The sequence below is a fragment of the Microbacterium sp. 2FI genome, from assembly GCF_005502885.1.
Lineage (GTDB): Bacteria > Actinomycetota > Actinomycetes > Actinomycetales > Microbacteriaceae > Microbacterium.
Genome location: NZ_SCMR01000024.1, coordinates 39,431 through 61,030, shown reverse-complemented (window position 1 = coordinate 61,030; position 21,600 = coordinate 39,431). Strand labels below are relative to the sequence as shown.

Sequence of the window (21,600 nt, the reverse complement as noted above, 5' to 3'; positions counted from 1 at the left end):
GCAACATCCCGCGTCCGCAGGCCCCGCGTCCCGGTGCCCCCCGTCCCGGCGCCCCGCGTCCGGGCGGTGCGGGTCGTCCCGGCGGCGCCGGTCGTCCCGGTGCCCCGTTCCAGCAGCGTCCCGGCGGCCCCGGTCGTCCGGGCGGCGCAGGCGGCGGCTTCCAGCGCCCCGGCGCTCCCGGTGCCGGTGCTCCGGCCGGCGGCTTCGCCGGTCGTCCCGGTGGCGGCGGCGGTCGCGGCCGTGGTCCCGGCGGCGGCACGGCAGGTGCCTTCGGCAAGGGCGGCGGCAAGTCCAAGCAGCGGAAGTCCCGTCGGGCGAAGCGTCAAGAGTTCGAGATGCGGTCGGCACCGATCGTCGGTGGCGTCAACGTCCAGAAGGGCAGCGGCGAGATCATCCGCATGCGCCGCGGCGCATCGATCGCCGACTTCGCCGACAAGATCGAGGCCATCGCCGGCTACACGGTGCAGCCCGGCACGCTCGTGACGATCCTCTTCAACCTCGGCGAGATGGCGACTGCCACCGAGTCGCTGGACGAGGCGACGTTCGAGGTGCTCGGCGCCGAGCTCGGCTACAAGATCCAGATGGTCTCGCCCGAGGACGAAGACAAGGAGCTCCTCGAGGGCTTCGGTCTCGATCTCGACGCCGAGCTCGAGAACGAGGACGAGGACGATCTCGAGATCCGTCCGCCGGTCGTGACCGTCATGGGCCACGTCGACCACGGTAAGACCCGCCTGCTCGACGCCATCCGTCAGACCAACGTGGTCGCGGGCGAGGCCGGCGGCATCACGCAGCACATCGGTGCGTACCAGGTCTGGACCGAGCACGACGGCATCGAGCGCGCGATCACCTTCATCGACACCCCCGGTCACGAGGCGTTCACCGCCATGCGTGCCCGTGGTGCGCAGGTGACCGACATCGCGATCCTCGTGGTCGCCGCCGACGACGGCATCATGCCGCAGACGGTGGAGGCGCTCAACCACGCCCAGGCGGCCGGTGTGCCGATCGTGGTCGCGGTGAACAAGGTCGACAAGCCCGACGCCAACCCGGCCAAGGTGCGCCAGCAGCTCACCGAGTACGGCCTGGTCGCCGAGGAGTACGGCGGCGAGGTTCAGTTCGTCGACGTCTCGGCTCGTGCCGGCACCGGCATCCAGGAGCTCCTCGACGCGGTCCTGCTGACCGCCGACGCCGGGCTCGACCTCACGGCGAACCCGAACAAGGCCGCCCGCGGTGTCGCGATCGAAGCGAAGCTCGACAAGGGCCGCGGCTCGGTCGCCACGGTGCTCATCCAGTCCGGAACGCTGCGCGTCGGCGACGCGATCGTGGCCGGCACGGCCTACGGCCGCGTGCGCGCCATGGCGGACGAGAACGGCGACGCCGTGCTCGAGGCCTGGCCGTCGCGTCCCGTGCAGGTGCAAGGTCTGAACTCGGTGCCCCGCGCCGGTGACACGTTCATCGTGACCGACGAGGACCGCCTGGCCCGCCAGATCGCCGAGAAGCGTGAAGCGGCCGAGCGCAACGCCCAGCTGGCCAAGGCCCGCAAGCGCATCTCGCTCGAGGACTTCACCCGCGCTCTCGAAGAGGGCAAGGTCGAATCGCTCAACCTCATCATCAAGGGTGACGTCTCGGGTGCCGTCGAGGCGCTCGAAGAGTCGCTCCTCAAGATCGAGGTCGACGACTCGGTGCAGCTGCGCATCATCCACCGCGGTGTTGGTGCGATCACCGAGTCCGACGTGAACCTGGCGACGATCGACAACGCGATCATCATCGGCTTCAACGTGCGTCCCGACACGAAGGCCCGCGAGCGGGCATCGCGCGAAGGCGTCGACACCCGGTTCTACTCCGTCATCTACAACGCGATCGACGATGTGGAGCAGTCGCTCAAGGGCCTGCTCAAGCCGGAGTACGAAGAGATCCAGTCGGGTGTGGCCGAGATCCGCGAGGTGTTCCGCTCCTCGAAGTTCGGCAACATCGCCGGTGTCATCGTCCGCTCGGGCACGATCACGCGAAACGCCAAGGCGCGGGTCATCCGCGACGGCGTCGTGCTGGCCGATGGCCTGGCCATCGAGTCGCTGCGCCGCTTCAAGGACGACGTCACCGAGGTTCGCACGGACTACGAGGCCGGTATCGGACTCGGCAAGTTCAACGACATCCAGATCGGCGACGAGATCGAGACCACGGAGCTGGTCGAGAAGCCTCGAGGCTGATCACACAGCGGGGGATGCCTTCGGGCGTCCCCCGCTTTCCGTACCACCAGGGAGAGAAATGGCCGGCGAACGTCAAGCCAGAGTTGCGGACCGCATTCGCGTCGTCCTCGCAGAGCGTCTCGAGAAGGGGCTGCGCGACCCGCGCCTCGGCTTCGTGACCATCACCGACGTCAAGGTGACCGGAGACCTCCAGCACGCCTCCGTCTTCTACACGGTCATGGGCGACGAGGCGCTGCGGGCCGACACCGCCGCGGCGCTGAAATCGGCGACCGGGATGCTGCGCAGCGAGGTCGGCAAGCACCTCAACACGCGGCTCACGCCGTCGCTGGAGTTCTTCCTCGACGCGATCCCCGAGAACGCCGACCACATCGCGGCGCTCCTGCGTGAAGCGCGCGAGCGCGACGCGGCCGTGGCGGGCCTCGCTTCGACGGCGACGTATGCCGGCGACGCCGACCCGTACGTCAAGCCGCGCGAGTTCGATGAGGACGAGGTCGACGAGGCAGAAGAAGAGGCTGCCGCCGACGAGGACGACAAGGCCTGATCGCTCAGCCCGGCAGGCGGAGCATGCCCGCCGTCGCCTCGGCGAGCCCGTCGGCGATCAGCGAGTCGATCGCGCGATCGCGCTGCCGTGCATCGGGCCAGTCGGCGATGACCTCGTCGAGCGCCACGGGCGCGGGCGCGGCATCCCGCAGCATCCGCAGCACGGCGCCCCGCGCCTGACGATCGCTGCCCTCGTAGCGCGCCTGCTTGGGCCGGTCGTCGCCCGTGTCGGGAAAGTCCGCCGCGCGCCAGGCGCAGAGTGCGGCGAGCGGACACGCGTCGCAGCGCGGTGCGCGGGCCGTGCACACCGTAGCGCCGAGCTCCATCGCGGCGGCGTTGACGATCGCGGACTCGTCGACGGCGGCCGGCAGGATCCGCTCCATCGCGGCGAGATCGCGCTGGGATGCCGCACCGGGCTGCGAGCGGCCGTCGACGACCCGTGCCAGCACCCGTCGCGTGTTGGTGTCGACGACCGGATGCCGGTCGCCGTAGGCGAACACGGCCACGGCGCGCGCGGTGTAGTCGCCGATGCCGCTGAGGGCGAGGAGGGCTTCCACATCGCGCGGCACGATGCCGCCGTGACGGTCGCGGATCTCGACGGCTGCACGATGCAGCCAGAGCGCGCGGCGGGGGTAGCCCAGGTTCGCCCACTGGCGCACGGCTTCGGCGGGTGCCTCCGCCGCCAGTGCGGCGGGGGTGGGCCAACGGGCCAGCCAGGCCTCGAGGTGGGGTATCACCCGGTTCACGGGCGTCTGCTGCAGCATGAACTCGCTGACGAGCACGCCCCACGCGCCGAACTCCGGATGCCGCCACGGCAGATCGCGCGCGTTCTCGGGGTACCACCCGATGAGTGGCGAAGCGAGATCGGGCATGCGATTCAGCCTAAGCGGCGGCGCGTATGGCGGCCGCGCCGACTCTAGGCTGGAACCATGCGACTGCCGATCACACCCGCCACGACGCTCGTGCGGGGGCTGCGCGACGAGGTGCGTCGCCGATACCGCGGCGGCCGCATCCTCATCGCCGTCGACGGGATCGACGGAGCAGGCAAGACGACGTTCGCCGACACCCTGGCGCAGGTCTTCGCCGAGGACGGGATCGCCGCCTTCCGTGCCTCGATCGACGGCTTCCACCGTCCGCGCGCCGAGCGGTACGTGCGGGGCCGCACGAGCCCCGAAGGGTTCTACCGCGACTCCTACGACTATTCGACGTTCCGCCGGGTGCTCGTGGACCCGTTCCTCGACGGCGCCCAGACGGGAGCGACGACCGGGTTCCAGCTCGCCGCCTTCGACGTCTCACGCGACGCGCCGGTCGAATCCGAATGGGTCGCCGCCCCCAAGGATGCGGTGCTGATCGTCGACGGCATCTTCCTGCACCGGCAGGAGCTGCGGGGACTGTGGCACTGGTCGGTGTGGCTCGACGTCCCCGACGATGTCGCAACGGCTCGCATGGCCGAACGCGACGGGAGTGATCCCGATCCGGCGGCTGCATCGAATGCGCGCTACCGGCTCGGTCAGCAGCTGTACCTGCGCGACGCGAAGCCGCGGTCTGCGGCATCCGTCATCGTCGACAACACCGATCTCGCACACCCGCGCCGCGTCTACGAGGACTTCTGCTGATGCCTGAACGCACCGACCGACCGCGCCCGGCAGCCGGCATCCTCCTCGTCGACAAGCCCGGCGGCATGACGTCGCACGACGTCGTCGCGCGCGCCCGCCGCGCGCTCGGCACGCGCAAGATCGGCCACGCCGGCACGCTCGACCCGATGGCCACCGGCCTCCTCGTCCTCGGCGTCGAGGGTGCCACGAGACTCCTCACCTTCATCGTCGGACTCGACAAGACCTACGAGGCGACGATCCGGCTCGGGGTCGCGACCGACACCGACGACGCCGACGGCACGGCGATCTCGACGACGGATGCCGCATCTCTCGACTCCGCCGCCATCGCCCAGGCCATAGAGCCGCTCCGGGGCCGCATCTCGCAGGTGCCGAGCACATACTCCGCCATCAAGGTCGACGGCAAGCGCGCGTACGACCTCGCCCGTTCCGGGGCCGAGGTCGAGCTCAAGGCACGCGAGGTGACGGTCACTCGCTTCGACGTCGTCGCAGAACGGCGGTCTGCGGCCGAGACGGGCGCCGACGGCGTGATCGACCTCGACGTGGTCGTCGACTGCTCGAGCGGCACATACATCCGAGCGCTCGCGCGCGACCTCGGCGCGGCGCTCGGGGTGGGCGGCCACCTGACGGCGCTGCGGCGCACGCGGATCGGCCCGTTCGCGGCGACGGATGCCGCGAACGCCGACGCGATCGGCGAGGCGCCGCTCGCCGCGCCCGGCGACGTGGCGGCCGCCGTCCTCGGCCGCATCGACGTGACGGCGGAGGAGGCCCGCGATCTGCGGCACGGCAAGAGGCTCACCGGCGCTGCCGTGCGCCTGCCCGCGAACCCCGCCGCGGCGATCGATCCCGACGGCGTGCTCGTCGGGGTCGTCGAGCGCCGAGGCGATGACATCAAGAGCGCGATGAACATGCCCGAGGAGGCATCGGCGTGATCCTGTGGTTCACGATCACCCAGGTCGCGGTTGCCGTGGTCGTGGGTCTGTTCTGCGTGATCGCGGGTCTCGCGGGGCGTCGGCCGAGCGATCTCACGGTCGGCGGGATGGCGCTGATCGAACTGCTGCTGATCGCCCAGATCGTCGTGGCGATCATCGCGCCGCTCGCGGGCAATGCTCCGACCGGCAGTGCGCTGGAGTTCTGGGTGTATCTGATCTCGGCGGCGCTCCTGCCGATCGCCGCCGTCGGCTGGGCGCTCGTCGAACGGAGCCGCTGGAGCACCGTGATCATGGGGATCGCGGCACTCGCGGTCGCCGTCATGGTGTGGCGCATGCACGCGATCTGGACGATCCAGATCGCGTGACGGCACGTGCTGCGGCGCTGCTCGGGCCGCGGGCGGCGCCGCGGGCGCGGCATCCGATCTAAGCTTGACGGGTCATGTCGTCGCCCGCCCGCCCCCGCATGACCGGCATCGGTCGCGTCCTCGTCATCGTGTACGCGATCATGGCGCTCGCCGCCACCGGTCGCTCGTTCGTCCAGATCGTCCAGGACTACGACGAGGCGCCGCTCGCGTATACGCTCTCGGCCCTCGCTGCCGTCGTGTACATCGTCGCGACCCTCGCCCTGGTCTTCGCCGGGTCGCGCACCTGGTACCGGGTGGCGTGGATCGCGATCGTCTTCGAACTCGTCGGCGTGCTCGTCATCGGCACGCTCACCTTCGTGCTGCCCGACCTCTTCGCCCACGCCACGGTGTGGTCGTGGTTCGGTATGGGATATCTCTTCGTGCCGCTCGTGCTGCCGTTCTTCGGCATCTGGTGGCTGCGCACGCACCGCCCGGCCGACCAGGTCGTGGAGGCGTCGGCGCCGGCGGTGGCGTCGTGATCGTCTTCCGCTCGCCCGACGAGGTTCCCGACGGTTTCGGCCCGTCGATCGTCGCCATCGGCAAGTTCGACGGCGTGCACACCGGCCACCGCGCGGTCATCGACCGCGCCCGGGTCGATGCGGTCGAGTCCGACGCCCGCGTGGTCGCCGTGACCTTCGATCGCAACCCCCTGGCACTGCTGCGACCGGATCTCTGCCCCGAGAGCCTCATCGGCGTCGGGCAGAAGCTGCAGCTGCTGGCCGAGACCGGCGTCGATGCGACGCTGCTGCTCACCTTCGATCGCGCCCTGGCGGATCTGCCGGCACGCGAGTTCGTCGAGCACGTCCTCGTCGGCGCCCTCGACGTGCGCATCTTGCTCGTCGGCCGCGACTTCCGCTTCGGTCGTGGGGGAGCAGGCGACCCCGAACTGCTGCGCGAACTCGGGCGCGAATTCGGATTCGACGTCGACGTCGTCGACGACGTGCGCTCGATGGATGCCGGACGCCGCGTCTCCTCGACGTGGGTGCGCGAGGCACTGGCCGCCGGCGACGTCGAAACCGCATCGCGCATCCTCGGCCGACCCCACGCGGTGCGGGGCGAGGTCGTACACGGGCTCAAGCGCGGTCGCGAGCTGGGCTTCCCGACGGCGAACCTCTCGGCCGACCTCGAGGGCTTCGTGCCGGCTGAAGGCGTCTATGCGGGCTGGCTCGTCGACGAGGGCTCGCAGGACGCCGGTCGCCACGGCGACCCCCGGCGCAGCATCCGCTATCCCGCCGCCATCAGCATCGGCACCAACCCGACGTTCGACGATGTCGAGCATCGTCAGGTCGAGGCCTACGTGCTGGATGAGACCGACCTCGACCTGTACGGCCACATCGTCGAGGTGCAGTTCACCGCGCGGATCCGCGAGATGACGGCGTTCGCCGGCATCGAGGCGCTCGTCGTGCAGATCGCCGACGATGTCGAGCGCGTGCGCGCGGCGCTGACCTGAATCGCGCCCTCGCACCGTAGACCCGTACACCCCCGCGCGCCTACGATCGAGGCGTGCAGGCCCTCGACCTCGTCATCGCCGCCGTGGCGGCCGCGTCCAACTCCGTCAACCTGTGGGGCGCGCTCGGATGCGCCGTCGCCTACTCGGCTTCTCTTCTGGCGACCCTCGACGCCTTCGCCGACCTGATCCTGGCGAGAGGTGACTCGCCCGCGGGCGGACTGACGGCCGGGGTAGGCTTGAAGTTCGCATCGAAGCTCGCGGCCGCCGCGATCGCAGTGATCGCCGCCGGGATCGTGCTGGCGCTCGACGACAACTGGTTCGCGTTCGCCTCACTCACGATCGCCTTCGTGGTAGTGGTCGGAATCGGCGTCCTCGTGCTGATGCGTCACTCCGGCGTGTTCCGCGCGCATATGACAAAGGGAGAACAATGAGCCGAACCGATGTGCAGACGCTCCCCGAGCGCGCCGTCGAACTCCTCGGCGGCGAGCCCGACGACACGACGCTGCGTCGCTATCTGCACGGACTCCCCGGCGTCGACGCCGTGGGGCTCGAGCAGCGCGCGGCCTCGCTCGGCACGCGATCGATCAAGACGACGTCCAAGGCATGGGCGCTCGACAAGATCATCGACCTCATCGACCTCACGACGCTCGAGGGTGCCGACACCCCCGGCAAGGTGCGCTCGCTCGTCGCGAAGGCGCTGAATCCGGATGCCTCCGACCCGTCGTGCCCGCGCGTGGCCGCGGTGTGCGTCTACGGCGACATGGTGCCCTACGCCGTGGAGGCGCTCGGCAGCGCCCACGGCGACCCCGATGACGGCGGCGTGAGCGTGGCCGCCGTGGCGACCGCGTTCCCGAGCGGGCGCGCCTCGCTCGAGATCAAGCTGGCCGACACGGCGGAGGCGGTGGCGCACGGCGCCGACGAGATCGACATGGTGATCGACCGCGGGGCGTTCCTCGCGGGTCGCTACGGGCTCGTCTTCGACCAGATCGCGCGCGTCAAGCAGGCGTGCCGTCGGGAAGACGGCACGTACGCCTCTCTCAAGGTGATCCTCGAGACGGGCGAACTCACGACCTACGACAACGTCAAGCGCGCGTCGTGGCTGTCGATCCTCGCCGGCGGCGACTTCATCAAGACCTCCACGGGCAAGGTGCAGCCGGCGGCGACGCTGCCGGTCACCCTCCTCATGCTCGAGGTCGTGCGCGACTGGCACCGGGCCACCGGCGAGAAGGTCGGCGTGAAGCCCGCGGGCGGCATCCGCACCTCGAAGGACGCCATCAAGTACCTCGTCACGGTCGCGGAGACGGTGGGCGAGGAGTGGCTGCAGCCGCACCTGTTCCGCTACGGCGCGTCGAGCCTGCTCAACGACGTGCTGCTGCAGCGCCAGAAGCTGAAGACCGGCCACTACACCGGCACCGACTACGTCACGATCGACTAGGACCGACATGAGTTTCCTCGAGTACGCCCCCGCACCCGAATCGCGGGCGATCCTGAACCTGCGCGACGAGTACGGGCTCTTCATCGACGGTGAGTTCCGTGCCGGCAGCGGTGAAAGCTTCGCCACGATCTCGCCGGCCGACGAGAAGCACATCGCCACGATCGCCGCCGCGAGCGAGGCCGATGTCGACGCCGCCGTCGCCGCAGCCCGCCGCGCGTACGACAAGACCTGGTCGAAGATGTCGGGGCGCGACCGCGGCAAATACCTGTTTCGCATCGCGCGCCTCGTGCAGGAGCGCGCTCGCGAGCTCGCCGTCGCCGAGAGCCTCGACAACGGCAAGCCCATCAAGGAGAGCCGCGACGTCGACGTGCCCCTGGTGGCCGCCTGGTTCTTCTACTACGCCGGCTGGGCCGACAAGCTCGACTACGCCGGCCTCGGTGCCGACCCGCGCTCGCTCGGGGTCGCCGGCCAGGTGATCCCGTGGAACTTCCCGCTGCTCATGCTCGCGTGGAAGATCGCGCCCGCGCTGGCGGCCGGCAACACGGTCGTCATCAAGCCCGCCGAGACGACGCCGCTGTCGGCGCTCATCTTCGCCGAGATCCTGCAGCAGGCCGACCTCCCGCCGGGCGTCGTGAACATCATCACGGGAGCCGGGGCGACCGGGTCGGCGCTCGTGCGGCATCCCGATGTCAACAAGGTGGCCTTCACCGGCTCGACCGGCGTCGGCCGTGAGATCGCGAAGGCGGTCGCGGGGTCGGGCAAGAGCCTCACCCTCGAGCTCGGCGGCAAGGCCGCCAACATCGTGTTCGAGGACGCGCCGATCGACCAGGCCATCGAGGGCATCGTCAACGGCATCTTCTTCAACCAGGGGCACGTCTGCTGCGCCGGCAGCCGTCTGCTCGTGCAGGAGTCGATCCACGACGAGGTCGTCGAGCGCCTGAAGTCCCGCCTGTCGACGCTTCGCCTGGGCGACCCGCTCGACAAGAACACCGACATCGGCGCGATCAACTCGCGCGCGCAGCTCGACCGCATCCGCGAACTCAGCCAGATCGGCGAGGACGAGGGCGCCGAGCGCTGGAGCGCGCCGTGCGTGATCCCCGAGAACGGGTTCTGGTTCGCCCCGACGATCTTCACGAACGTGCAGGCGAGCCATCGCATCGCTCGCGACGAGATCTTCGGGCCGGTGCTCTCGGTGCTCACCTTCCGCACGCCCGGTGAGGCCATCGAGAAGGCCAACAACACGCCCTACGGCCTGTCGGCGGGCATCTGGACAGACAAGGGATCGCGCATCCTCGCGGTCGCCGATCGACTGCGCGCCGGCGTCATCTGGGCGAACACCTTCAACCGCTTCGACCCGGCGAGCCCGTTCGGCGGCTACAAGGAGTCGGGCTACGGCCGTGAGGGCGGCAGGCACGGCCTGGCCGCGTACTTGAAGGGGGCAGCATGAGCAAGCGACTGAGCGTGCCGAAGACGTACAAGCTCTTCATCGGCGGCAAGTTCCCCCGCACCGAGTCGGGGCGCACCTACGAGGTGCTCTCGGCCAAGGGCGATTTCCTCGCCAATGCGGCCCTCGCCTCCCGCAAGGACGCCCGCGACGCCGTCACCGCGGCTCGTGGCGCCGTCAAGGGCTGGGCGGGAGCGACCGCGTACAACCGCGGCCAGGTGCTGTACCGCGTCGCCGAGATCCTCGAGGGCCGTCGCGCCCAGTTCGTCGACGAGATCGTGCAGCAGACGGGTGTGTCGGCATCCGTCGCCGGCGCCGAGGTCGACGAGGCGATCGATCGCTGGGTCTGGTACGCGGGCTGGTGCGACAAGTTCGGCCAGGTCGCCGGCAACGGCAACCCCGTCGCGGGTCCGTACTTCAACATCTCGGTGCCCGAGCCCACCGGCGTCGTCGGCGTCATCGCGCCGCAGGACACCGCGCTCGTGGGTCTCGTGTCGGCGATCGCGCCCGCGCTCGTGACCGGCAACGCGGTCGTCGTCGTCGCCTCGGAGCGCTTCCCGCTGTCTGCGATCAGCCTCGCCGAGGTCCTGGCGACCAGCGACGTTCCCGGAGGAGTCGTCAACGTCCTCACCGGTTCGCCCGCCGAGCTCGCACCCTGGATCGCCTCGCACCCCGACGTGCACGCCCTCGACCTCGTCGGTGCCGGCGAACTGGACTGGATCGACCTGCAGATCGCGGCGGCCGAGACGCTCACGCGCGTGTTGCTGCCGGAGGAGGGGACGGATGCCGCGGCCCCCAGCCTCGCGCGCATCGCGGCGTTCACCGAGACGAAGACGATCTGGCACACGAAGAGCCTCGTGTAGCCAACTGGTCAGGCGAGTTCGAGCCCGCCCCACTCGCCGGGTTCGGTGAGCTCGCCGTAGCTGAGTTCGACTCCGGATGCCGAGATCGATGCCACGCACGCCAGGAGCGACAGGGTCGGATAGCCGTGCGGGCGGTTGTCGCGGATGATCGCGCGGTCGTCGGTGCTCTCGAGCGCCGCCGAGCGCTCGAGCACCTCGACCCACGGCATCCACCACCGTTCGCCGTCTGCCGGCGGCGCGTCGCGGAAGTCGCCGAGCCATCGCGCGATGCGTGGCGTCGCAGGATCGTCGACGTCGTCGTGCGCGATCATGTGGGTACCCGGCTCGAGGTCGACCGAGCGCAGCGCGTCGCCGTCCCACGTGAGCACGCGGGCGGCCGTGCCCTGCACCTCGAGCAGGTTGAAGCCGTGCGTGGAAGGGGACCCTGCGGGGGAGTGGCCGGCGACCGAGTCGAGCACGAGGCCGCCGCGTGAGACCAGCTCCGACTCCGGTCGTTCTGACACGTCGGCGCGATTGAGGAGCACGGCGAACCTGCCGGCCCCGGGATCCGCCGCGAGCCACGCGCCACCTGCGCGCACGTCGCGCACACCCACCACTCCGTCATGCGCCTCGGGCCACCAGCGACCGAGCGGATTCCACGGTCGTGCGGGGTCTTCGTCGCGGATCGCGAGGACGAGCGTCGGCTCTTCCGGCGTTGCGGGGACGCGGATCACGACGGTGCACATCGATGCGCTCTCCTTCCTGCGGGGTCGGGTCGTGCCAAGATCGGATGGTGTTCGTCGTGGTGGGAGTCTCGGGCGGGATCGCCGCCTACAAGTCGGTGCATCTGGTGCGCCTCCTCGTCAAGGCCGGTCACGACGTCCATGTCGTCCCGACCGCGGATGCCGTGCGCTTCGTCGGCCTGCCGACGTGGGAGGCGATCAGCCGCAATCCGGTGACGACCTCGGTCCACGACGACGTCGCCCGCGTGCGACACGTCTCACTCGGCCAGTCCGCGGACCTCGTCATCGTGGCGCCGGCAACCGCCAACACCCTCGCGAAGATGGCCACCGGCCTCGCCGACGATCTCCTCGGGACGACCCTACTCGCCACCACGGCACCGGTCGTGGTGGCACCCGCGATGCACACCGAGATGTGGCGGCATCCCGCGACGGTGCACAACGTGGCCGTCTTGCGCGAGCGCGGCGTCGTGATGGTCGGACCCGCCGACGGTGAGCTCACCGGCGGCGACAGCGGCCCGGGCCGGATGTCGGAGCCCGAAGAGATCCTCGCCGCAGCGCTCGACGCCGCAGTGCCCCGCGCCGACCTCGCGGGGGTGCGCGCGGTCGTGAGCGCAGGCGGTACCCGCGAGCCCATCGATCCGGTGCGCTTCATCGGCAATCGCTCGAGCGGCCGGCAGGGCGTCGCCGTGGCCCTCGCGGCCGCCGATCGCGGAGCCGACGTCGTGCTCGTCACCGCTCACCTCGACGACGGCGTGCTGGCGACGGCATCCGCTCACCCCCGCGTTCGGGTCGTGCGCGCCGGAACCGCGGCAGATCTCGCAGCCGTCATGACCGAGCAGGCAGACGGTGCCGACGTCGTGGTGATGGCAGCGGCCGTCGCCGACTACCGCGTCGCCGACGTGTCTTCGATCAAGCTCGCGAAGGATGCCGCGCACGGGCCCGGGCTCACGCTCGAGCTCATCGAGAACGACGACATCCTCGCGGGCCTCGTGCGCGAGCGGCGCGCCGGCCAGATCATCGTCGGCTTCGCCGCCGAGACGCCGACCGGCGCCGAGACGCTGCTCGATCGCGGTCGGCGCAAGGCGGCGCGCAAGGGCGCGGACCTGCTTGCGGTGAACGAGGTCGGGTGGGCGCAGGGCTTCGAGAGCGAGGAGAACGCGGTCCTCCTCCTCGACGCGGGCGGTGACGTCGTCGCATCGCCGCAGGGGAGCAAGCGCGAGGTCGCCGATGCCCTGTGGGACGCGGTTCGTTCGCTCCGCGGCGCCTGACGGCCTGAGCGAAAACTGAGTGAATCTCAGGTAACGAAAAGGTAACGAAGCATGTAGGGTGAGTGCACCGCGTCGACGTGGACGCGGTGCAAGACCCCGGAGGACATGCCCGATGCCCCATACCGCGGACTCCGATCGCGCGCGCGACCGGATCCACGCGCTCCTTGTCGTGTGCGTGCTCGCCGTCGCGAGCCTCGTCATCGCCTTCCTCGGCGCGACCCCGGCGCGTGTCAGCGCCACCGAACTCCTCGGCGAGACGCGTACACCGGGTGAAGCGGCGTTCATCGCCAGTCATCGCGGTGGCGGCGCGAGCGCGCCCGAGAACACTCTTCCGGCGATCGAGGCGGCGCTCGCGGAGGGCTTCGACTACGTCGAGGTCGACGTCGCCCTCACCGCCGACGGGCACGCGGTGCTCATGCACGACGCCACCGTCGATCGCACCACCGACGGTCACGGCCCGCTCTCGTCGCTGACGCTCGCCGAAGTGCGCACCCTCGACGCCGGGTCGTGGTTCGCCCCCGCCTACGCCGGCACCCCGGTGCCGACCCTCGTCGAGTTCCTCGATCTGCTGGCCGGCACCAAGCATCGCGCGCTCATCGAGCTCAAAGGCGAATGGGATGCCGCGGCCGTCGGCGTCGCGGTCGGACACCTCGCCGGACGCGACCTCGATCGCCGCGTCGCCATCGCGAGCTTCGACGCGCGGACGCTGGCACGGGTTGCGGCGGCGTCCGAAGTGGTCTCGCGGATGCTCATCCTCAAGCATCTGCCCGACGACGTCGTCAGCGCCGCGGCAGAGGCGGGCGTGCGCGGCATCCTGGTCGATCGGAAGGCTGTGCTCAAGCGACCTGAGGTCGTGCAGGCCGTGCACGACGCGGGGGTGCGCATCGTGGTCTACACCCTGAACAGCGACACCCAGTGGGACGAGGTGACAGCCCTCGGCGTCGACGGGATCGTGACCGATGATCCCGAGACGCTGTCCGCCTGGCAGAACTCGGCGTCGGGTCGCTGAGGCACGCGCCCACGCGCGGCGCGTCCGGGGTGGACGGCCGGGTCGTCCGGCGTAGGGTCGGACGCGAGATCCTCGGAGGTGCCATGTCGAATCGTCTTCCGTCGACGCTCGCGCGCGCGATGGCGTGCGTGGCCGTGCTGGTCGGCGTCGCGCTCACGGCATCCTGTGCCCCCGAGCCCGACCCGGCCGCCACGGCGTCCGGGACTCCATCGGCGAGTCCGACCGCATCGCCTGCAAGCAGTCCGTCGCCCACCCCGATCGCCACGGATCTCCCCGATGCCGGCTTCGAACTGCCCCCTGCGTGCGAGAGCATCTACTCCGCCGCGATGTTCGATCAGCTCGAGACTGAGAACGCGCCGCTGAACGATCCCGGCGTGACGATGCTGTCGACGCAGAACGTCGACCTCATCGAGATCCTCGAATCGGGCGCGCCGACCATCCGCTGCTCGTGGGGGATGCCGAGCGAGTACGGCCTGGCCACCAACGTGACCGTCGTCGACGCGGCGCAGGCAGAGGCGGTCCGGGCGGCGCTCGCGAGTGCCGGAGTCGGCTGCGAGCAGCTGGCCGGGGGCACCGTGTGCGCCTTCGAGCAGCGCGGGATCACGCAGGACGACGAGGAGTACGCCAGCGGCGAGACGCACTACCTGCAGGACGGCGGCTGGGTCTCGACTGCGTGGATCAACTTCCACCCCGAGGGCTATACGGAAGACATCGCGGCGACGCTCTGGGGCTGAACGCTGCTGTTCGGCTAGACTTGCCCGAGGGAGACCCCCGCCGTCGATGTCGCAGCTCGCTGAAGCGAGTGCCCGCGGCCGTCGGCGAAGGCATCCCGTCCCGCGTTCGCGACGGCGCACGCGCCGCCCGCGGGAGCACGCAGATCCATCGGTCTCGACCGGTACCCGCCGGTCTTCACCGGCACACACGCTCAGGAGGAGCATGCCGCCCACGGCGCCCGCCCAGACGTCCTCGCGACGCCGCAAGCCCTCGTCGTCCGCGCGACGCGACGACGAGGCACCCATCATCCCGATCCTCGCCCGCAAGGTGCGCGAGGTCGAGGCCAAGGCCCAGCGCGGGAAGCTCGGGCCGACCAACCGCGTGAAGTTCCAGGTCATCGCGTTCCTGGTGCGCGAGGAGCGCGCCCGCGTCAAGGGCGACACGACCCTCGCCGACGGCGTGCGCTCCGAGCTGCTCAAGCGTCTCGACGGCGTTGCGACGATCCTCGCGAAGACCGCCGCGCGCGACACGTCGCTCATCCAGCTGCTCGAGGTCGATCAGGCCGCGTCGCCCGTCGCCAAGCGCATGCGCCGCGACTGGCTGCTCGAATCGGGTGCCGAACTCGCTCCCGACGAGCTCATCATCACCGACGTCGCTCCGGTGGCGACCCCCGTTGTTCCGGCGGCCCTCGCCGAGCGCCAGGTCGTGCCGGTGCAGGTCGAGGCACGACGCGAGTCGAATCCCTTCCTCGCGCCCGACCTCTCGGTCCGCGCTCCGAAGGAGACACCGCGTCGCCGCCTCGACGGATGGGAGCTCATGGGCCCCCTCTACAAGGCGTTCGAGATGGGCGCCGGCGGCGCTGCGGCGTCGATGGAGCTTCCCCCGGTGCCCGAGTTCGATCGCCTGTCCCCGAAGGGGCTCGAGATCATGCCGCACCAGTCGCGGTTCCTCGAGGCGGTGCGGGCCGGACACCGCTCGTTCCTGCTCGCCGATGAGCCCGGACTCGGCAAGACAGCGGAGTCGGTGCTCGCAGCATCCGTTGCCGGTGCCTACCCGCTGCTCGCGGTCGTCCCCAACGTCGTGAAGATGAACTGGGCCCGCGAGGTCGAGCGGTGGACGCCGCACCGCCGCGCGACAGTGATCCACGGCGACGGCGAGAACATCGACGCGTTCGCCGACGTCTTCATCGTCAACTACGAGATCCTCGACCGTCACCTGTCGTGGCTCGGGGCGCTCGGGCTCAAGGGCATGGTCGTCGACGAGGCCCACTTCATCAAGAATCTCACCTCGCAGCGCTCGCAGAACGTGCTGGCGCTCGGTGCCCGCATCCGCGAGCAGGTGCGGAACCCTCTCATGCTCGCTCTCACGGGCACGCCGCTGATCAACGACGTCGAGGACTTCGACGCGATCTGGCGCTTCCTCGGCTGGACGACGGGTGAGAAGCCCGGCCCCGACCTGATGGCGAAGCTCGACGAGACCGGCCTCACGCCCGCCGACAAGGCGTTCTACCCCGAAGCGCGCGAAGCGGTCATCTCGATGGGAATCGTGCGGCGCAAGAAGAAGGATGTCGCCGCAGACCTTCCCGACAAGCTCATCGCCGATCTCCCCGTGGAGCTCGACGACGAGTTCGGCCGGTCGATCCGTCAGGCCGAGCGCGAGCTCGGCGAGCGTCTGGCCGCACGCTACCGTCGCATCATCGACGCGCGCGGCGATCGCGGGCTCGCACCCGGCGAGGTGGACGACGACATCGTCCGGCTCGTGGCGCACAATGAGCTCGAGGAGTCCAAGGCGGCTGGCACCGGCTCGGAGAACGTCTTCACGATGGTCCGCAAGATCGGCCAGGCGAAGGCGCTGCTCGCGGCGGACTACGCGGTGCAGCTGCAGCGCTCGGTCGGCAAGGTCGTCTTCTTCGCGAAGCACATCGACGTCATGGATGCTGCGGAGGCGCACTTCGCGCACGCCGGCCTGCGCACCGTGTCGATCCGTGGCGATCAGACGACGCCCGCCCGCCAGGAGGCGATCGACGCGTTCAACGGCGACCCCGGTGTCGGAATCGCGGTCTGCTCGCTGACCGCAGCTGGAGTCGGTCTGAACATGCAGGCGGCATCGAACGTCGTGCTCGCCGAGCTCTCGTGGACGGCGGCCGAGCAGACGCAGGCAATCGACCGCGTGCACCGCATCGGTCAGGACGAGCCTGTGACGGCGTGGCGGATCATCGCCGCGCACACGATCGACACGAAGATCGCCGAGCTCATCGACTCGAAGCAGGGGCTCGCCGCCCGCGCTCTCGACGGTGAGGCCGTCGACCCGCAGTCCAGCGACTCCGTGCAGCTGTCGGCTCTCATACACCTGGTGAGGCGTGCTCTGGGCGCAGCCTGACGGCATCCGTCCTCTCGTCCGAAGCCCCGTCCCGCTCGTGTAGCAGGGCGGGGCTTCGGACGCTAATGTCGGGTGAGGCAGCGTCGCCGACTCGATTCCCGACAGCGAGGACCACAGCATGAAGATCGGCATCCTGACCAGCGGCGGCGACTGCCCCGGACTCAACGCGGTCATCCGCGGCGTCGTGCTCAAAGGCACGACGACCTACGGCCTCGAGTTCGTCGGGATTCGCGACGGCTGGCGCGGTGTCGTCGACGGCGACTTCTTCCCCCTCACCCGCCATGAGGTCAAGGGCCTCTCCAAGGTCGGCGGCACGATCCTCGGCACGAGCCGGACGAACCCGTACGAAGGCCCCCGCGGCGGCGCCGACAACATCTCCAAGACGATGTACGGCCACCGCCTCGACGGCATCATCGCGATCGGCGGCGAAGGCACCCTCGCTGCGGCGAACCGCCTCGCCAACGACGGCATCAACGTGCTCGGCGTCCCGAAGACGATCGACAACGACCTGCGTGCCACCGACTACTCGTTCGGCTTCGACACGGCGGTCAACATCGCCACCGACGCGATGGATCGCCTTCGCACGACCGGAGACTCGCACCAGCGGTGCATGGTCGCCGAGGTCATGGGCCGACACGTCGGCTGGATCGCCCTGCACGCGGGTATGGCTGCCGGAGCGCACGCGATCTGCATCCCCGAGGTGCCGATGTCGATCGACGAAATCTGCGAGCAGGTGACCAAGGCGCACGACCGGGGGCGCGCGCCGCTCGTCGTCGTCTCCGAGGGCTTCAAGGTGCAGGGCATGGAAGAGGCCTTCAGCGACAAGGGCCTCGACGCCTTCAACCGCCCGCGCCTCGGCGGCATCGGCGAGGTTCTCGCCCCCGAGATCGAGCGGCTCACCGGTATCGAGACGCGCGCGACGGTCCTCGGCCACATTCAGCGCGGCGGCTCGCCGTCGGGCTTCGACCGCGTTCTCGCGACGCGACTCGGCCTTCACGCGGCCGACGCCGTCGTCGACGGCGCGTGGGGTCAGATGGTCGCGATGCGCGGCACCGACATCGTGAGGGTGCCGTTCGCCGAGGCGCTCGGCGAGCTCAACACCGTGCCGATCCAGCGCTACGAAGAGGCCGCGGCGCTGTTCGGCTGACTCTCCGTCGTTCCGAGATCAGGGGATCTGGCGGAGTCAGGACGTTCTAGCGTGAAGCGTCCTGACTCGGCCAGATTTCCTGATCCGGAGAACTGTCAGATCGGGGCGACGACGCGCCGGTCTGCGCCCTGCGCGATCGCAAGCCGGATTGTGTCGAGTACCTGGTCCCATTGGAAGAGGATCTGGTAGTAGTCGAACCGCAGCACGACGTAGCCGAGGGCAACGAGTCGCGCGTCTGCGCGCAGGTCGCGGCGGCGATCGGCCGCACTACTGTGGTGGGCGAATCCATCGATCTGTACGGCGAGGGACGCGCCGATCAACCCGTCGACGGGATGGCCGTCGATCCAGACCTGTTGCTGCGCGGTGATCCCGGCGCGACGCATGCCATCGACGAAGAAGGACTCGAGTCCGGAATCCGAGAGGGAAGACGCCACCGAGGCAAGCGCGGCCGCCTGTGAACTGCGCCATGCGACCCGGGTCAGCATGCCACCGTCGACGGTTCTCCTGCGGATCGCCGATTCCCATACGGCCAGCGCGTCTCGCTGAGGAAGGCACTGCGCGATATGGAACAGCACGTTCACGACGGCATCCTCGTTCTCGTTCCGCCCGACCGGCGCCGGGCCGGCACCCCAATGGAGGTGCAGGCCATCGCTCGAGAATCGCGACGCGTTCCCCGGGACCGCCACATGGGTCCTCGCATCGGACGCGGAGTCCGGCAGCCACAAGCCACGCAACGCTGCGCTGCTGACACAGGTGACGCGGCCGCTCACGCGCGCAGCAGCGCGGCGTCGTTCGTCGCAGTCGGGGGTGACGAGCCACGAGCGACGAATGCGCTGTAGCTGTCCTCCCTCGACAGCGCCGGCGATGTCGTAGACCGTGAAGCCGGCGGCGCGCGCATCGGAACTGTGCGCGACGCCATGGCGCTTCTTCAGCCAGACGATCAGTTCGTCCTGACGGGCAACGGAACGGCGGGGGCGTGCGTTGGGCATGCCGATGATGGTGCGCCCTTGACCGGAGCCGCGAGTTGCGTTCTGCCTGATCTGTGGAAGGCCCGTCAGTACGGCCCGTTGGGGAGGAGCGCACATCTGCCGCTGAGATCAGGGGATCTGGCTCATTCAGGACGCTCTGCGCAGAAGTGCCCTGACTCCGCCAGATCCCCTGAATCGCGAGCGGTGATAGACCGCGGGCGCGTCGGTGCGGCGCGCTCTCGTGGCAGGTGCCCGGCGTCAGGCGTCGGCGGCGCCCACCACGTCCAGCAGCCACGCGAGTTCGAACGCGCGCTCGCGCCACGCGTTGTAGCGGCCGCTGACGCCGCCGTGCCCGGCGACCATCTCGCACTTCAGCAGCGCGTCCGCTCCGACTTCGCGCAGGCGCGCGACCCACTTCGCGGGCTCGACGTACAGCACGCGGGTGTCGTTGAGTGATGTCACCGCCAGGATGCGGGGGTAGGCGGCATCCGTTCGCACGTTCTCGTAGGGCGAGTACGACTTCATGTACGCGTACACGTCGGGATCGTGCAGCGGGTCGCCCCACTCGTCCCACTCGATGACCGTGAGCGGGAGCGACGGATCGAGGATCGTGGTGAGCGCATCGACGAACGGCACATCGGCGAGGATGCCGGCGAAGAGCTCCGGGGCGAGATTCGCCACCGCTCCCATCAGCAGACCGCCGGCCGAGCCGCCCTCGGCCACCATCTGCGACGGCGTCGTGTACCCGTTGTCGACGAGGTGGCGGGCGCAGTCGACGAAGTCGGTGAACGTGTTGCGCTTCGCGAGCAGCTTGCCGTCCTCGTACCACTGCCGGCCCATCTCGCCGCCGCCCCGGACGTGGGCGACCGCGAAGATGACGCCGCGGTCGAGTTCTGACAGCCGCGGCACCGAGAGGCCGGGCTCGATGGAGTGCTCGTACGAGCCGTAGCCGTACAGGTGCACCGGTCGCGGAGCGGCGCCGGCCTCGCCGAACGAGCGCTTCCACACCAGCGAGATCGGAATCTGCACGCCGTCGTGCGCGGTCGCCCAGACGCGAGCCTGCGCGTAATCCTCGGGCGCGTATCCGCCGAGCACCGGCTGGCGCTTGCGCAGCAGCAGCTCTCCCGACGCGATGTCGAGGTCGTAGACGGTGCCGGGCGTCACGAACGATCCGTAGCCCAGGCGCAGCAGCGGCGGTGCCCACTCGGGGTTGCCGCCGGAGCCGACGGCGTAGAGCGGCTCGTCGAATTCGATCTCGCGCACGCCGCCGGTGGCGTAGTCGAGCATGCCGAGGCGGGGGAGGCCACCGCGGCGGTAGCCCACGACGCCCCAGTCGCGGAAGGTCGAGACACCCAGCAGGCGCTGACCCGGCTTGTGTGCGATGACGGTAGACCGAGGACCCGCGGGATCGGATGCCGAAACGCGGATCAGCTCGAAGTCGAGGGCGTCGTCGTTGTGGAGGATGAAGAGCACATCCTCGCCGTCGATGACGGCGTGCTCGCTCTCGTACTCGACGCCCTCGGTGCGCGGCCACACGACGCGAGGCTCGCCGCGGAGGTCGTCGGCGTCCAGCAGCCATTCCTCGCTCGTGATCGACGAGCCGAGCCCGATCACGAGGAAGCGGTCGCTGCGCGTGAACCCGGCGCCCACCCAGTACCGCTCGTCGGGCTCGTGGAAGAGGCGGGTGTCGCTGTCCACAGGCGTTCCGAGCTCGTGGAGCCATACGGTGTCGGGGCGCCAAGCGTCGTCGACCGTCGTGTAGACGATGAACCGGCCGTCGGGGGAGAAGGTGGCGCCGGCGAAGGTGTCGGGGATCTCGTCTGCCAGCTGCTCACCGGTCACCAGGTTGCGCACCCGAACCGTGTACCGCTCATCGCCGGCGACGTCGACGCCGAAGAGCATGAGTGTTCCGTCGGTGGAGACCTCGAAGCTGCCGAGCGAGAAGAACTCGTGACCCTCGGCCTCGAGGTTGCCGTCGAGCAGCACCTGCTCGCCGTGTACCTCGACGTCGGGCGACAGCTCGGGCGGCGTCCAGTCGTCGGGTGAGGCGAGCGGGGCACGGCACTGGATGCCGTACTGCTGGCCCTCGACGGTGCGCCCGTAGTACCACCATTCACCTCGCCGCGTCGGCACCGACAGGTCGGTCTCGAGCGTCCGCCCCTTGATCTCGGCGAAGATCTCGTCGCGGAGGCCGGCGAGATGCGCGGTGCGGGACTCGGTGTACCGGTTCTCCGCTTCGAGGTGGGCGATGACCTCGGCATCCTCCTTGGCGCGGAACCACTCGTAGCGGTCTTCGACGTCGTCGCCGTGATGGCTGCGGACGATCGGACGAGCGGCGGCGACGGGGACGGATGCTGGGACGGGCGTGTCGTTGACGGTCACCGCTCCACGCTAGCCCGCTCACCGGTCGCGCGGGGCCTGAGAGGGTGCCGGGAGGGTGCCGGAAGGCACGCTGTCGAGTTGACCGGACGCCTGGGCGGTGTAAGGATTCTTTCTGGCCGGTTGCCG

20 protein-coding genes are annotated in these 21,600 nt (G+C 69.9%); 16 read left to right on the top strand and 4 right to left on the bottom strand.

Translation table 11 applies throughout. The features are described from left to right. Nucleotides 1–2,204, top strand: a 2,204-nt coding sequence (gene infB / locus FFS15_RS16115) for a translation initiation factor IF-2 (protein ID WP_137846066.1), incomplete at its 5' end; no start/stop codon positions are given. A gap of 58 nt (nt 2,205–2,262) precedes the next feature. After that, complete coding sequence (rbfA, locus tag FFS15_RS16110) at nt 2,263–2,745, top strand: 30S ribosome-binding factor RbfA (RefSeq protein WP_137846065.1); 483 nt, start codon at nt 2,263–2,265, stop codon at nt 2,743–2,745. Between the two features lie 4 nt (nt 2,746–2,749). On the opposite strand, the gene FFS15_RS16105 is transcribed toward rbfA, so the two are convergent. Continuing rightward, on the bottom strand, nt 2,750–3,616 hold the full coding sequence (locus tag FFS15_RS16105; protein ID WP_137846064.1) for an A/G-specific adenine glycosylase: 867 nt from the start codon (nt 3,614–3,616) through the stop codon (nt 2,750–2,752). Between the two features lie 57 nt (nt 3,617–3,673). On the opposite strand from FFS15_RS16105, the gene FFS15_RS16100 reads away from it, so the two are divergent. From FFS15_RS16100 to FFS15_RS16060, 9 genes are all read left to right on the top strand, one after another. Beyond that, complete coding sequence (locus FFS15_RS16100; RefSeq protein ID WP_137846063.1) at nt 3,674–4,360, top strand: uridine kinase; 687 nt, start codon at nt 3,674–3,676, stop codon at nt 4,358–4,360. Continuing rightward, a complete protein-coding gene (truB, locus tag FFS15_RS16095; RefSeq protein ID WP_137846062.1) occupies nt 4,360–5,289 on the top strand; it encodes a tRNA pseudouridine(55) synthase TruB in 930 nt (309 codons plus the stop codon). Before FFS15_RS16100 ends, truB begins: the two co-directional genes overlap by 1 nt. Beyond that, nucleotides 5,286–5,654: a hypothetical protein gene (locus tag FFS15_RS16090; RefSeq protein WP_137846061.1), complete on the top strand. Its 369-nt coding sequence runs from the start codon at nt 5,286–5,288 to the stop codon at nt 5,652–5,654. Before truB ends, FFS15_RS16090 begins: the two co-directional genes overlap by 4 nt. Before the next feature lie 74 nt (nt 5,655–5,728). Further along, nucleotides 5,729–6,172, top strand: coding sequence for a hypothetical protein (locus FFS15_RS16085; protein ID WP_137846060.1), 444 nt, complete (start codon nt 5,729–5,731; stop codon nt 6,170–6,172). Then, nucleotides 6,169–7,143 (top strand): bifunctional riboflavin kinase/FAD synthetase, encoded by a 975-nt coding sequence (locus FFS15_RS16080; protein WP_137846059.1) that lies wholly within the window; start codon nt 6,169–6,171, stop codon nt 7,141–7,143. The genes FFS15_RS16085 and FFS15_RS16080 overlap by 4 nt, the downstream gene beginning before the upstream one ends. Nucleotides 7,144–7,196: 53 nt before the next feature. Beyond that, the gene (locus tag FFS15_RS16075) at nt 7,197–7,574 is read left to right on the top strand and encodes a hypothetical protein (RefSeq protein WP_137846058.1); all 378 of its coding nucleotides are present in this window, start codon (nt 7,197–7,199) and stop codon (nt 7,572–7,574) included. After that, complete coding sequence (gene deoC / locus FFS15_RS16070; RefSeq protein WP_137846057.1) at nt 7,571–8,578, top strand: deoxyribose-phosphate aldolase; 1,008 nt, start codon at nt 7,571–7,573, stop codon at nt 8,576–8,578. The genes FFS15_RS16075 and deoC overlap by 4 nt, the downstream gene beginning before the upstream one ends. 7 nt (nt 8,579–8,585) lie before the next feature. Beyond that, complete coding sequence (locus FFS15_RS16065) at nt 8,586–10,025, top strand: aldehyde dehydrogenase family protein (RefSeq protein WP_137846056.1); 1,440 nt, start codon at nt 8,586–8,588, stop codon at nt 10,023–10,025. Continuing rightward, on the top strand, nt 10,022–10,885 hold the full coding sequence (locus FFS15_RS16060) for an aldehyde dehydrogenase family protein (protein ID WP_137846055.1): 864 nt from the start codon (nt 10,022–10,024) through the stop codon (nt 10,883–10,885). The genes FFS15_RS16065 and FFS15_RS16060 overlap by 4 nt, the downstream gene beginning before the upstream one ends. 8 nt (nt 10,886–10,893) lie before the next feature. Here FFS15_RS16060 and FFS15_RS16055 read toward each other — a convergent pair whose 3' ends face one another. After that, on the bottom strand, nt 10,894–11,610 hold the full coding sequence (locus FFS15_RS16055) for an NRDE family protein (protein ID WP_137846054.1): 717 nt from the start codon (nt 11,608–11,610) through the stop codon (nt 10,894–10,896). 47 nt (nt 11,611–11,657) lie between these two features. Here FFS15_RS16055 and coaBC point away from each other — a divergent pair, with 47 nt between their 5' ends. The 5 genes from coaBC to FFS15_RS16030 all read left to right on the top strand — a co-directional run bounded on the left by coaBC (nt 11,658) and on the right by FFS15_RS16030 (nt 18,124). Further along, entirely contained in the window at nt 11,658–12,875 is a 1,218-nt protein-coding gene (gene coaBC, locus FFS15_RS16050) for a bifunctional phosphopantothenoylcysteine decarboxylase/phosphopantothenate--cysteine ligase CoaBC (protein WP_137846070.1), read from the top strand. A gap of 112 nt (nt 12,876–12,987) precedes the next feature. After that, nucleotides 12,988–13,884 (top strand): glycerophosphodiester phosphodiesterase family protein, encoded by an 897-nt coding sequence (locus tag FFS15_RS16045; RefSeq protein WP_137846053.1) that lies wholly within the window; start codon nt 12,988–12,990, stop codon nt 13,882–13,884. 83 nt (nt 13,885–13,967) lie between these two features. Continuing rightward, nucleotides 13,968–14,618: a hypothetical protein gene (locus FFS15_RS16040; RefSeq protein ID WP_137846052.1), complete on the top strand. Its 651-nt coding sequence runs from the start codon at nt 13,968–13,970 to the stop codon at nt 14,616–14,618. A gap of 202 nt (nt 14,619–14,820) precedes the next feature. Further along, a complete protein-coding gene (locus FFS15_RS16035; RefSeq protein ID WP_137846051.1) occupies nt 14,821–16,977 on the top strand; it encodes a DEAD/DEAH box helicase in 2,157 nt (718 codons plus the stop codon). Between the two features lie 118 nt (nt 16,978–17,095). Then, nucleotides 17,096–18,124 (top strand): ATP-dependent 6-phosphofructokinase, encoded by a 1,029-nt coding sequence (locus FFS15_RS16030; RefSeq protein ID WP_137846050.1) that lies wholly within the window; start codon nt 17,096–17,098, stop codon nt 18,122–18,124. A gap of 95 nt (nt 18,125–18,219) precedes the next feature. Here the strand turns inward: FFS15_RS16030 and FFS15_RS16025 are convergent, their stop codons facing one another. Together FFS15_RS16025 and FFS15_RS16020 are read right to left on the bottom strand one after the other, a co-directional pair. Beyond that, the gene (locus tag FFS15_RS16025; protein WP_137846049.1) at nt 18,220–19,113 is read right to left on the bottom strand and encodes a DUF559 domain-containing protein; all 894 of its coding nucleotides are present in this window, start codon (nt 19,111–19,113) and stop codon (nt 18,220–18,222) included. A gap of 237 nt (nt 19,114–19,350) precedes the next feature. Continuing rightward, a complete protein-coding gene (locus tag FFS15_RS16020; RefSeq protein WP_137846048.1) occupies nt 19,351–21,474 on the bottom strand; it encodes a S9 family peptidase in 2,124 nt (707 codons plus the stop codon). Nucleotides 21,475–21,600: the final 126 nt, after the last annotated feature.

What these genes read in the sequence shown, in the direction of transcription:
- rbfA (WP_137846065.1), top strand. Translation starts at nt 2,263, where the DNA reads ATGGCCGGCGAACGTCAAGCCAGAGTTGCGGACCGCATTCGCGTCGTC.
- FFS15_RS16105 (WP_137846064.1), bottom strand. Translation starts at nt 3,616, where the DNA reads ATGCCCGATCTCGCTTCGCCACTCATCGGGTGGTACCCCGAGAACGCG.
- FFS15_RS16100 (WP_137846063.1), top strand. Translation starts at nt 3,674, where the DNA reads ATGCGACTGCCGATCACACCCGCCACGACGCTCGTGCGGGGGCTGCGC.
- truB (WP_137846062.1), top strand. Translation starts at nt 4,360, where the DNA reads ATGCCTGAACGCACCGACCGACCGCGCCCGGCAGCCGGCATCCTCCTC.
- FFS15_RS16085 (WP_137846060.1), top strand. Translation starts at nt 5,729, where the DNA reads ATGTCGTCGCCCGCCCGCCCCCGCATGACCGGCATCGGTCGCGTCCTC.
- deoC (WP_137846057.1), top strand. Translation starts at nt 7,571, where the DNA reads ATGAGCCGAACCGATGTGCAGACGCTCCCCGAGCGCGCCGTCGAACTC.
- FFS15_RS16065 (WP_137846056.1), top strand. Translation starts at nt 8,586, where the DNA reads ATGAGTTTCCTCGAGTACGCCCCCGCACCCGAATCGCGGGCGATCCTG.
- FFS15_RS16060 (WP_137846055.1), top strand. Translation starts at nt 10,022, where the DNA reads ATGAGCAAGCGACTGAGCGTGCCGAAGACGTACAAGCTCTTCATCGGC.
- FFS15_RS16055 (WP_137846054.1), bottom strand. Translation starts at nt 11,610, where the DNA reads ATGTGCACCGTCGTGATCCGCGTCCCCGCAACGCCGGAAGAGCCGACG.
- FFS15_RS16045 (WP_137846053.1), top strand. Translation starts at nt 12,988, where the DNA reads ATGCCCCATACCGCGGACTCCGATCGCGCGCGCGACCGGATCCACGCG.
- FFS15_RS16040 (WP_137846052.1), top strand. Translation starts at nt 13,968, where the DNA reads ATGTCGAATCGTCTTCCGTCGACGCTCGCGCGCGCGATGGCGTGCGTG.
- FFS15_RS16035 (WP_137846051.1), top strand. Translation starts at nt 14,821, where the DNA reads ATGCCGCCCACGGCGCCCGCCCAGACGTCCTCGCGACGCCGCAAGCCC.
- FFS15_RS16030 (WP_137846050.1), top strand. Translation starts at nt 17,096, where the DNA reads ATGAAGATCGGCATCCTGACCAGCGGCGGCGACTGCCCCGGACTCAAC.
- FFS15_RS16025 (WP_137846049.1), bottom strand. Translation starts at nt 19,113, where the DNA reads ATGCCCAACGCACGCCCCCGCCGTTCCGTTGCCCGTCAGGACGAACTG.